At 70.3% G+C, this 10,830-nt stretch carries 9 protein-coding genes; all 9 read right to left on the bottom strand.

Annotated elements, in window-relative coordinates; all coding sequences use genetic code 11:
- Window positions 1-333: 333 nt before the first annotated feature.
- On the bottom strand, window positions 334-741 hold the full coding sequence (locus WS69_RS15260; protein WP_059471576.1) for a group II truncated hemoglobin: 408 nt from the start codon (window positions 739-741) through the stop codon (window positions 334-336).
- Window positions 742-829: 88 nt separating this feature from the next.
- Window positions 830-3,421 carry an ABC transporter permease gene (locus tag WS69_RS15265; protein WP_059471577.1) on the bottom strand — a complete coding sequence of 864 codons (2,592 nt, stop codon included), beginning with the start codon at window positions 3,419-3,421 and terminating at the stop codon, window positions 830-832.
- A complete protein-coding gene (locus WS69_RS15270) occupies window positions 3,418-4,035 on the bottom strand; it encodes a DUF4126 domain-containing protein (protein WP_059471578.1) in 618 nt (205 codons plus the stop codon). The genes WS69_RS15265 and WS69_RS15270 overlap by 4 nt, the downstream gene beginning before the upstream one ends.
- A gap of 189 nt (window positions 4,036-4,224) precedes the next feature.
- Window positions 4,225-4,545: a quaternary ammonium compound efflux SMR transporter SugE gene (sugE, locus tag WS69_RS15275; RefSeq protein WP_059471582.1), complete on the bottom strand. Its 321-nt coding sequence runs from the start codon at window positions 4,543-4,545 to the stop codon at window positions 4,225-4,227.
- 173 nt (window positions 4,546-4,718) lie between these two features.
- Window positions 4,719-5,015, bottom strand: a complete 297-nt coding sequence (locus WS69_RS15280; protein ID WP_059471579.1) for a putative hemolysin — start codon at window positions 5,013-5,015, stop codon at window positions 4,719-4,721.
- A 256-nt stretch (window positions 5,016-5,271) separates the two neighbouring features.
- Complete coding sequence (gene kdpE, locus WS69_RS15285) at window positions 5,272-5,970, bottom strand: two-component system response regulator KdpE (RefSeq protein ID WP_059471583.1); 699 nt, start codon at window positions 5,968-5,970, stop codon at window positions 5,272-5,274.
- Window positions 5,963-9,007: a DUF4118 domain-containing protein gene (locus WS69_RS15290; protein WP_059471580.1), complete on the bottom strand. Its 3,045-nt coding sequence runs from the start codon at window positions 9,005-9,007 to the stop codon at window positions 5,963-5,965. Before WS69_RS15290 ends, kdpE begins: the two co-directional genes overlap by 8 nt.
- A 213-nt stretch (window positions 9,008-9,220) precedes the next feature.
- Complete coding sequence (gene kdpC, locus WS69_RS15295; RefSeq protein WP_059471581.1) at window positions 9,221-9,802, bottom strand: potassium-transporting ATPase subunit KdpC; 582 nt, start codon at window positions 9,800-9,802, stop codon at window positions 9,221-9,223.
- 12 nt (window positions 9,803-9,814) lie between these two features.
- Window positions 9,815-10,830, bottom strand: a 1,016-nt coding sequence (gene kdpB / locus WS69_RS15300) for a potassium-transporting ATPase subunit KdpB (protein ID WP_082716215.1), incomplete at its 5' end; no start/stop codon positions are given.

Consider the following 10,830-nt stretch of genomic DNA (forward strand, 5'->3'; position numbering starts at 1 on the left):
TGTGGCTCGCTATACCTTCATCGCAGTGGACTTGCACCACTTACTCCTTGCCGGTCTCCCGGCGCACTCAGAACTTGAAGCCAGGCGAACATTGCGCGTGGTGTGCGTACTCGACGATCTGTCCTTCGCGCCCTTGAGTAAGTACCCGATGGCCTGGATGGACAGCTAAGGGGCTCCGTCTCACCCCAAGCTTTGTGCGCTCTAGCCTGCCGGCCGCCACCTATCGAAGTTTGGCGGCCGGCAGGCTATGCTTCCGAAAGCAACTAATGACCGCGTCTCGCGACCAGCCCCAACTGAAGTTGCCCCGCTGATTTAAAACAAATTTTTTACTAACTAACGTCGGTTGACCATCCAGTCGGCCGTGTCGTAGAACGAGTGCATCAGCCGCTCGCGCAGCGGCTCGTCGAGCCCTGCGTCCTCCATCGCCCACGCGATGCAGCGCAGCCACTGGTCGCGCTCGGACGACGCGATCGGAAACGGCAGATGCCGCGCGCGCAGCCGCGGATGGCCGAAGCGCTCGACGTAGTGATCGGGGCCGCCGAGCCAGCCGCACAGGAACCAGAACAGCTTGTCGCGCGAGCCGTCGAGCGTCGGCGGATGCAGCGCGCGAATCCCGGCGAATTCGGGCTCGAGATCCATCAGGTCGTAGAAACGGTCGACGAGCTCGCGCACGCGCGCCTCGCCGCCCACGCGTTCGAATGCCGTCGGCTGCGACGGCGCGTCATCGGTTACATCGGTCATACGGACATCGGTCAAATGAAACGAACAAGGAAAAAACGAACAGGGAGAACGAGAAGCTGCCCGCGCGAAGATAGCGCGTGCGCGCGATTCATGCATCGCGCAGCGATTGCAGCACCGGGCGGCGCAGCACGCCGCGCAGGCCGAGCCACCCCGCCGCGCCCGCGCATGCGACGCCCGCCGCGATGCCCGCCGGCACGAGCCACGGGTCGGGCGCGAGCTGGAAATCGAACACGCGCGACGCGAGCACCGCGCCGACCGCGAGCGCGCCCGCCGCCGCCATCGCGCCCGCGAGCACGCCGACGACGATGAACTCCGCGCGCTGCACGGCGATCACCTGCGCGCGCGACGCGCCGAGCGCGCGCATCAGCGCGGCCTCGCGCACGCGCTCGTCGCGCGAGCCCGCGAGCGCCGTGTACAGCACGAGGACGCCCGCCGCGAGCGTGAACCCGAACAGGAACTGCACCGCGCCGATCACCTGCAGCAGCACGCGTTCGAGCTGTGCGAGGATCGGCGCGACGTCGATCGCCGTCAGGTTCGGATACTGCGCGATCAGGCCGTCGAGCACACGCTGCCGGACGGACGGCAGATGGAAGCTCGTGATGTAGGTCGCCGGAAAATCGCGCAGCGCAGGGGGCGGCATCAGCACGAAGAAGTTCACGCGGAACGTGCCCCAATCGAGCTTGCGCACGCTCGTCACGGGCGCGTCGACGGTCAGGCCCGTCACGTCGAAGCGCAGCGTGTCGCCGAGCTTCACGCCGAGCGTCTTCGCGAGCCCCGTCTCGATCGAGATCTGCGGCGCGTCGGCCGCGCCGAACCAGTCGCCCGCGACGACCCGGTTGTCGCCCGGCAACTGCGTCGTGTACGACAGGTTGAATTCGCGATCGACAAGGCGACGCGCATCGTCGCTCTTGTAGTCGTCCGGATTCACCGGCTTGCCGTTCACCGACAGCAGCCGCCCGCGCACCATCGGCGACAGCGCCGGATTCGCGATGCCGTTCGCCGCGAGATAGCGGACGACGTCGTCGCGCTGGTCGGGCTGGATGTCGATCAGGAACTGGTTCGGCGCGTCGGGCGGCGTCGACTGCCGCCAGCCGGCGACGAGATCGTTGCGGGTGATCGCGATGAGGAGCAGGCACATCAGGCCGAGCGCGAGCGCGGTGATCTGCAGCGCGCTCGCGGCGCCGCGCCGGTCGAGCGATGCGAGCGCGTAGCGCCAGCCGAGCCCTGCCGCGACGCGGCCGTCGCGCACGAGCCGCGCAGCCGCGAAGAGTGCGAGCCGCGCGACGAGCGCGAACAGCACGAGGCTGCCCGCGAAGCCGCCCGCGACGATGAGGCCGAGCGCCGGGTTGCCCGCCGCGGCAATGAGCAGCGCCGCGAAGAGCGCGACGCCCGCTGCATAGCCCACCCACGCGACGCGGCCCGCGTCGCCCCACTCGCGGCGCAGCACGCGCACGGGCGGCACGCGCGTCAACGGCGCGAGCGGCGGCAGCGCGAAGCCGAGCAGCAGCACGAGCCCTGTCGCGACGCCGATCGCCGCCGGCCACACGGAAGGCGGCGGCAGCACGACGTCGATCAGGCTGCCGAGCGCACGCAGCAGCACGAGATGGCCGACGTAGCCGAGCGCCGCGCCCGCGACGCCGCCAACGACGCCGAGCAGCACGAATTCGATCGCGAACAGCGCCGTCAGCGTGCGGCGGCTCGCGCCGAGGCAGCGCATCGCCGCGCAGCCGTCGAGATGGCGGCGCATGTAGCGCTGCGCGGACATCGCGATCGCAACGGCCGCGAGCAGCGCCGTCAGGAGCGCGACGAGCGTGAGGAAATGGCGGGCGCGGTCGAGCGTCTGCCGCACCTGCGGCTGCCCCTCCTGCAGCGATTCGAGCGCGACGCCGCGCAGCTTGCCGCCGTCGACGCGCGCGTGCGCGTAGCTCGCGAAGCGCTCGACGGCCGCGTCGTCGCCCGCGACGAGGAGGCGGTACGTGACGCGGCTGCCGTAGCCGGTGAGCCCCGTCGACTCGAGCTCGTCCGCACGCAGCATCACGCGCGGCGAGAAATTGACGAATGAGAAGCCGCGATCGAGCTCGCGGGTGATCGCCGCGCCGACCGTGAACGTGCGGCCGCCGACGCGCAGCGCGTCGCCGACTTTCAGATGCAGCGCGTCGAGGAGCGACGGGTCGATCCACACGGTGCCGGGGACCGGAATCGAACCGGCAGGACGGCCGCGCGCGTTCGCATCGGGCGCGATCTCGACCGCGCCGCGCAGCGGATAGCCGGCCGATACGGCCTTCACGGCCGCGAGCCGCACGGGCGGCATTCCGTTCGCGCCGGATTCCGCGGCGGGCGGGTTCGGCGCGCCGACCATGCTCGGGAAGATCGCGGTCGTCGCGCTCGACAGGCCGAGCGCGCGCGCTTCGAGGGCGAACGCCGGATCGACCGGATGATCGGCCCGCACCACGAAGTCCGCGCCGAGCATGCGGCGCGCGTCGCGCTCGAGCCCCTGGCGCAGCCTGTCGGCAAGAAAACCGACGCTAGTGAGCGCCGCGACGGCGAGCACGAGCGCGAGCGCGACGAGCGTCAGCTCGCCCGCACGCCAATCGCGCAGCGTCATCCGGCCCGCCTGGCGCAGCAGATCGACGAGGCCGAAGCGGCGGCCGGCCGGCATCGTTTTACCCGCCGCCGTCAATCGCGCTTGCTCCCGATCGAATTCAGCCTCGACACCATGTGGTTCGCCATCCCGCGAAAGCCGCCCGACACGCCGCGCCACAGCCGCGGCAGCGCCCACGCGGAAAACGCGAGAAAGCCGATCATCAGCGCGATGAACACGAGCGGCACGAAGAATGCGAGCGCGAGCCCGCCGACCGCGAGCCCGTCTTCGGTCGTCGACGCGATCCAGTTCGAGATCGGTTCCGGCGACAGGTTGATGAGCGCGCGCGTGCCCGCCTTCGCGATGTGCGCGGAGCCGGCGAGCGTGCCGCCCGCGAGGCCCGCGATCGCGAGGAGCGTCGGATCGGCGTGGCCGAGCGCGCCCGCCGCGAGCACGGCGCCCGCGGGAATCCGGATGAACGTGTGGACCGCGTCCCACAGCGAGTCGAACGCGGGGATCTTGTCGGCGAGGAATTCGGCGACGGCGAGCGCGGCGGCCGCGCCGATCACCCATGGCGACGTCAGCACCGCGAGCGTATCGGGCAGGTGAATGAGACCGAGGCGCGCGAACACGCCCGCGATCAGCACGGTGAGATAGAGGCGCAGGCCGCTCGCCCACGCGAGCCCCGCGCCGAGCGAAATGGCTTCGACCATGTGCCGCCTCCTTGCGCAATGCGCGCGGTTCGCGGGCGGACTGCGCCCGACGCCGGGCGAAGCGGCCCATCGACCCGCCGGCCCCGCCGATTCGTGCGCGGCGGCGGGACGTTGTCAGATGGATTCCGCTTCATTATAGACGCGCGTCGCGCACAGCCGCGACGCGCCGACCTGGGCAAACCTTGCAGCTCAGCCGGCCGACGACAGTTTCAGGCCGACGAGCCCGACGACGATCAGCGACGCGCTCGCGATGCGTGCGAGCGTCAGCGCCTCGCCGAGCATCACGATTCCGAAAATGAACGCGCCGACCGCGCCGATGCCCGTCCAGACCGCGTACGCGGTGCCGAGCGGCAGCTCGCGCATCGCGACGGCGAGGAGCCCGAAGCTGCCGAGCGCGGTGACGATCGTGAAAATGGAGGGACCGAGACGCGTGAAGCCCGCGGACGATTTGAGACCGGCCGCCCACGCAACTTCGAGCAGACCGGCGACGAGAAGCCACAGCCAAGGCATGCGGAGACTCTCCATGAGTCAAATGGGGTCGTCCCCGTTGTACATCGACGGCCCAGGGTCGTCCCCGGGCGGCGAAAGTATAACAAGGGGCTTACAACCGCGCTGGCCGGGCCTTCGCGCCGAGAAGCCCGCCGTGCGCCCGGCGCGAATCGCGCCGCGCGGCGTGCCGGCCATCACTTCGACTCGGGCTTCCGGCCGTGCTGCGCGATCGGCCAGCCGTGCGCGTCGAGCTGCACGCAGCGGTCGTCGCGGTAGAGCGCCCATTCGTCGCATTCGCGCCCGTCCTTGAACACGCAGATCCCGAACTGACCGCGCGGGCCGTCGTGGATCACCACCTTGCCGCCGAGCTTTTCGCAATTCACCGACGCCGGATTGGCGAGCGCGGCCGACCGATTCGGCGGCAGCGGCTGCGCAAGCGCCGCCGCAGCGCCGATGCCCAATGCACAACCGCACAGTAGACGGACGAGCATGGTTGAGTTCCTCGTTGTGATTGTCGAGCGCTCAGCATAAGAGAAAAACGCGCGCGGCGGCGTCAGGCGCAGCCGACGCTCCGGACTCGGTTCGGGCGTCGCGACCGGCTGGCGGGTACGGCCTGCGCAGCCGGCGCGGCGAGACGCAGCGAGACGCGGCGACACAGGGCGAGACGGGGCGAAGCGCGGTGAGGCACGACGCGGCGCCGCGACGAGCAATACGGCTCGGCGGCGCGCGCCCGCGACGCCCTCCGCGTCAACCCGCGCCGACGAGCCGGTACCCAACGCCCGTCTCGGTGACGATGTGCTGCGGCTGCGCGGGATCGGCCTCGAGCTTCTGCCGCAGGTGCGCCATGTAGATCCGCAGGTAGTGGTGGCTCTCGACGTGCGTCGGCCCCCAGACGTCGCGCAGCAACTGCCGGTGCGTGAGCACGCGGCCCGCGTGCCGCACGAGCGTCGCGAGCAGCCGATACTCGAGCGGCGTCAGATGGACGACCTCGCCGCCGCGCCACACGCGCCGCAGCGCGAGGTCGACGGACACGTCGCCGAACTTCACGAGCGGCGACTCGGCCACGCCGCCCTGATTGCGCCGCCGCAGATGCGCGCGAATCCGCGCGAGCAGCTCGGACACGCCGAACGGCTTCGTCAGGTAGTCGTCGGCGCCCGCGTCGAGCGCGGCCACCTTCTCTTCCTCGTGCGTGCGCGCCGACAGCACGATCACCGGCATCTCGGACCAGCCGCGCAGCTCGCGGATCACGTCGAGGCCGTCGCCGTCCGGCAGGCCGAGATCGACGATCGCGAGATCGGGCTTGCGCGTCGCGGCTTCGATCAGGCCCTGGCGGCCCGTTTCGGCGTCGAACACGGCGATCCCCTCTTCCTCGAGCGCGCTGCGCACGAAACGGCGGATTTGTTTTTCGTCTTCGATCAGGACGACGGTGACGGTCGGTTCACTCATGGGCAGGCGGATGTTCGTTGGATACGGGCGCCGACGCGCCGTCGGCGCGGCGCGGCGCGGGCGCCGCCGAAGCGGATCGGGCAGGATCGCCGGCGGGCGCGGAGGCTGGCGTTCCGGCAGCGCGTTCGCCGCGTCCGCGTTCATCGGCGACGCGCGCGCCGGCCGCGAGATCGCCCGGCGCGCGCGACCCGGCGGCGGATTCGCCAATCGCGGCGCCGACCGCGGCTCCGCCTGCGCCTTCATTCGCTTCGGCGTCCGCTTCCTCGTCGACGACGCCGGGCTCGGGCGGCGGCGTCTCGACCGGCAGCGTGAACCAGAAGCGCGCACCCTCGACCTTGCCGCCGGACCCGACCCGGTTGAGCGCGCCGATTTTACCGCCGTGCGCGTCGACGATCGCGCGACAGATCGCCAGCCCGAGGCCGATGCCGGGCGTCGCCGATTCCTTCTCGCCGCGCGTGAATTTCTCGAAGATCCGCGTCTCCATGCCGGCCGGCAGCCCCGGGCCGTGATCGTCGACGAACACGCGCACGAACGGCCGGCTGTCGTCGATGATCCGCTCCGCGCCGATCTCGATCGGCGTATCGAGCGGCGTGTACTTCGCCGCGTTCTCGAACAGGTTCGCGAAGAGCCGCTCCATCAGCACCGCGTCCATCTGCAGCAGCGGCAGGTCGGCGGGCAGCCGCACCCGCGCCGGATGGCGCGCGAGCACGCGCTTGCACGCGGCGAGCGCCGCGCCGACCGTCTCCTCGAGCAGCGACCACTGGCGCTTGAGCTGCAGGCTGCCCGCCTGCAGCCGCGCCATGTCGAGCAGGTTCGTGACGATTCCCGTCATCCGCAGCGCCTCGTCGTGAATCGCCTCGACGAGCTCGTCCTCGCGCGCGGGCGGGCCGTCGCCGCCATCGTTGCGCATCGCGCCGCGCGCGTTCGCGAGCATCGACGACAGCCCGACGATCGCCGTGAGCGGCGTGCGCAGATCGTGCGAGATCGCCGACAGCAACGAGTTGCGCAGCCGCTCGGACTCCATGTTGACGAGCGCGTCGCGCGCGATGTCGACGTAATGGACGCGCTCGAGCGCGAGCGCGATCTGCGCGGCGAACGCGTCGAGCATCCGCTGCTGCTCGGGCACTTCGAGCTCGCGCGAATCCTTCGTGACGACGGCGAGCACACCGCGCGTGCGCATCGGCGCCTTCAGCGGCAGATAGAGCGCGGCGGCGGCGGGCAGCGTATCGGTGCCGTGGCCCGCCGGCTTCTGCTGGTCGTACACCCATTGGCCGACGTCGATGTCGAGCGCCGCGCCCGTGATCGTCACCGTCTCGTCGGGATTCTCGATCTTCTGCTGGACCTTGTCGCCGCTGTCGGGCAAGAGGATCGCGACGCGCGCGCGGAACACCTCGGAGACGTGCCGGCTGCCGATCTCGACGATCTGCTCGGCCGTCAGCGCCGCCGCGAGCTCGCGCGCCATCGCGTACATCGCGCTCGTGCGCCGCTCGCGGCGGCGCGCGATATACGCGCCGCGCGTGAGGCTCGACGTCAGATGGCTGATCACGAGCGACGTGAGCAGCATTCCGAAAAAAGTCAGCAGATACTGCGTATCCGACACGGAGAACGACATCCGCGGCGGCACGAAGAAGAAATCGAACGCGGCGACCGACAGGAACGACTGCACGACGCCCGGCCCGCGCCCGAGGCGCACCGCCGAGAACACGACGCCGAGCAGGTACAGCATCACGAGGTTGGTCAGGTCGAGCTGGCTGTGCAGCAGGTTCGCGACGACCGTGATGAGCGCGCAGATCGCCGCCGCATAGCCGTAGTTGCGCGGCGGCGAGCGGCCGTCGACGACGCTCGAGAACGCGTCGCGCCACGCGCGCGCGCCCGGATCGAGCGGCGTGCGCGCGTCTTCGCTCGCCGACGCGCGGATCAGCATCAGGTCGACGTCGCCCGAGCGCTCCGCGAGCTGCTCGCCGAACGGCCGCGAGAAGCGGCGCAGGAAGCCGCTCTTCGACGAGCCGCCCGCGACGATCTTCGACACGTTGCGCACCTGTGCATAGCCGATCAGCGCGGCGACCGCGTCCGCGCCCGTCAGCGTCGCCGTCTCGGCGCCGAGCTCGGCCGCGAGCTTCAATGCGTTGAGCGTGCGCTGCCTGACCGCGCCCGGCAGCCGCGCGAGCCGCGGCGTCTCGACGTACACGGCGAGCCAGTCGGCCTTCAGGCTCGCGGCGAGGCGCGCGGCCGCCCGCACGAGCGTCGGCGCCTCGGGGCCGGGGCCGACGCACACGAGCAAGCGTTCGCGCGCCTGCCAGATCCGCTGGATCGAGCGGTCCGCGCGATACTCGCGCATCTGCGCGTCGACGCGGTCGGCCGTGCGGCGCAGCGCGAGCTCGCGCAACGCGATCAGGTTGCCCTTGCGGAAGAAGTTGCGCACCGCCCGCTCGGCCTGCTGCGCCAAATAGACCTTGCCTTCGCGCAGCCGGCTCAGCAGCTCCTCGGCCGGCAGGTCGACGAGCGTGACTTCGTCGGCGACGTCGAACACGCGATCGGGCACGGTTTCCCACACGCGGATGCCCGTGATCGCGCCGACCACGTCGTTCAGGCTCTCGAGATGCTGGACGTTGACGGTCGTGTAGACGTCGATGCCCGCGTCGAGCAGCTCGTACACGTCCTGCCAGCGCTTCAGGTGCCGCGCGCCCGGCACGTTCGAGTGCGCGAGCTCGTCGACGAGGACGAGCTGCGGGCGGCGCGCGAGCGCCGCGTCGAGATTGAACTCGCCGAGCGTGCGGCCACGGTATTCGATCTGCGCGAGCGGCAGCACGTCGAGCCCGTCGAGGAGCGACGCCGTTTCGCTGCGGCCGTGCGTCTCGACGATGCCGACGACGACGTCGACGCCTTCCTGCTTGCGCGCGCGCGCAGCCAGCAGCATCGCGTAGGTCTTGCCGACGCCCGCCGACGCGCCGAAGAAAACCTTCAGCTTGCCGCGCTGCTGCTTTTCCTCTTCCCGTTGAATCTTGTCGAGAAGCTGGTCAGGATCGGGACGGTTCATGCGAGGCCGAAGTCTCCGGTTGGCGGCTGAAATTCATTGTCGTTCGAAACCGCCCCAAAAGGAAAGGACGACGCCGAGGCGGCGTCGTCCGGATGTCGTGGCGACAAGGGCGGCGGCGCGCTCACGCCGCCGCGTTCGCCACGATCGCCGCGAACGCGCCCGCGCGGCCTGGCGGACGGCGCGGCGCTCCCCGGCGTCTCGCGTCAATGCGCGTCAATGCGCGGCCTGCGCGGCATCGAGCGCGAGGTTCAGCTTCAGCACGTTCACGCGCGGCTCGCCGAGCACGCCGAACTGCCGGCCTGCCGTATTGTCCGCGACGAGCCGCCGCACCGCGTCTTCCGCCATCTTGCGCGCTTGCGCGACGCGTGCGACCTGGTAGTCGGCCGCGGCCGGGCTGATTTCCGGATCGAGGCCGCTCGCCGACGCCGTCACGAGATCGACGGGCACGGGCTTCGACAGATCGGTGCCCGCCGCCTTCAGCGCGTCGAGCCGTCCTTTCACCTGGTCCTTGAGCGACGGATTGAGCGGCCCGAGATTCGAACCGCCCGAGTTGGTCGCGTTGTACGGCATCGGGCTCGTCGCGGACAGGCGGCCCCAAAAGTACTGCGGCGCATCGAACTGCTGGCCGATCAGCGCGGAGCCGACGACCAAGCCGTCCTTCTCGATGAGGCTGCCGTTCGCCTGCGACGGGAACACGGCCTGGCCGAAGACCGTCATCACGGCCGGATACGCGAGCCCCGTCACGGCGACCAGCACGACGAACACGACGATGAGCGGACGAAACAGTGATTTCATGGCGATGTTCCTTTAAACCCAGCCGAGGGCGGCGAGCACGACGTCGATCAGCTTGATGCCGACGAACGGCACGAGAATCCCGCCCAGGCCATAGATGAACAGATTGCGGCGCAGCAGCGACGCGGCGCCGAGCGCGCGGTAGCGCACGCCCTTCAGCGCGAGCGGAATCAAGAGCACGATGATGAGCGCGTTGAAGATCACGGCCGACATGATCGCCGACGCGGGCGTCGCGAGATGCATCACGTTCAGCGCGTTCAGTTGCGGATAGGTCGTCGCGAACGCGGCCGGGATGATCGCGAAGTACTTCGCGATGTCGTTGGCGATCGAGAACGTCGTGAGCGAGCCGCGCGTCATCAGCATCTGCTTGCCGATCTCGACGATCTCGATCAGCTTGGTCGGATTCGAGTCGAGGTCGACCATGTTGCCCGCTTCCTTCGCCGCCTGCGTGCCCGAGTTCATCGCGACCGCGACGTCGGCCTGCGCGAGCGCCGGCGCGTCGTTCGTGCCGTCGCCCGTCATCGCGACGAGCCGGCCCGCCGCCTGATGCTCGCGGATCGTCGACAGCTTCGCCTCGGGCGTCGCTTCCGCGAGGAAGTCGTCGACGCCGGCTTCCGCCGCGATCGCCGCGGCCGTCAGCCGGTTGTCGCCCGTCACCATCACGGTCTTGATGCCCATCTTGCGCAGCTCGGCGAAACGCTCCTTGATGCCGCCCTTCACGATGTCCTTCAGCTCGATCACACCGAGCACGCGCGCGACACCCCGACCGGCCGCATCGGCATGCTTCTCCGCGACGACGAGCGGCGTGCGGCCGCGGCGCGCGACGTCCGTCACCGCGTTCGCCACGTCGGCCGGGAAGCGGCCGCCGTTCGCCTCGACGTATTTCTTCACCGCCTCGGCCGCGCCCTTGCGAATCTCTCGGCTCGGCGCCCCGGAGGAAGTCCCATGGGGGGACAGATCGACGCCGCTCATCCGCGTCTGCGCGGAGAACGACAGGAACACCGCATGCAGCGCGGCCATGTCGCGCTGGC

Origin of the sequence: Burkholderia sp. BDU5 (assembly GCF_001522845.1) — a bacterium.
GTDB classification, from domain to species: domain Bacteria; phylum Pseudomonadota; class Gammaproteobacteria; order Burkholderiales; family Burkholderiaceae; genus Burkholderia; species Burkholderia mayonis.

Bases quoted from the DNA above. Each gene is read 5' to 3' on its own strand.
- WS69_RS15280 (WP_059471579.1), bottom strand. From the start codon at position 5,015: ATGCTCGTCCGTCTACTGTGCGGTTGTGCATTGGGCATCGGCGCTGCG.
- sugE (WP_059471582.1), bottom strand. From the start codon at position 4,545: ATGCCTTGGCTGTGGCTTCTCGTCGCCGGTCTGCTCGAAGTTGCGTGG.
- WS69_RS15290 (WP_059471580.1), bottom strand. From the start codon at position 9,007: ATGAACCGTCCCGATCCTGACCAGCTTCTCGACAAGATTCAACGGGAA.
- kdpC (WP_059471581.1), bottom strand. From the start codon at position 9,802: ATGAAATCACTGTTTCGTCCGCTCATCGTCGTGTTCGTCGTGCTGGTC.
- WS69_RS15260 (WP_059471576.1), bottom strand. From the start codon at position 741: ATGACCGATGTAACCGATGACGCGCCGTCGCAGCCGACGGCATTCGAA.
- kdpE (WP_059471583.1), bottom strand. From the start codon at position 5,970: ATGAGTGAACCGACCGTCACCGTCGTCCTGATCGAAGACGAAAAACAA.
- WS69_RS15270 (WP_059471578.1), bottom strand. From the start codon at position 4,035: ATGGTCGAAGCCATTTCGCTCGGCGCGGGGCTCGCGTGGGCGAGCGGC.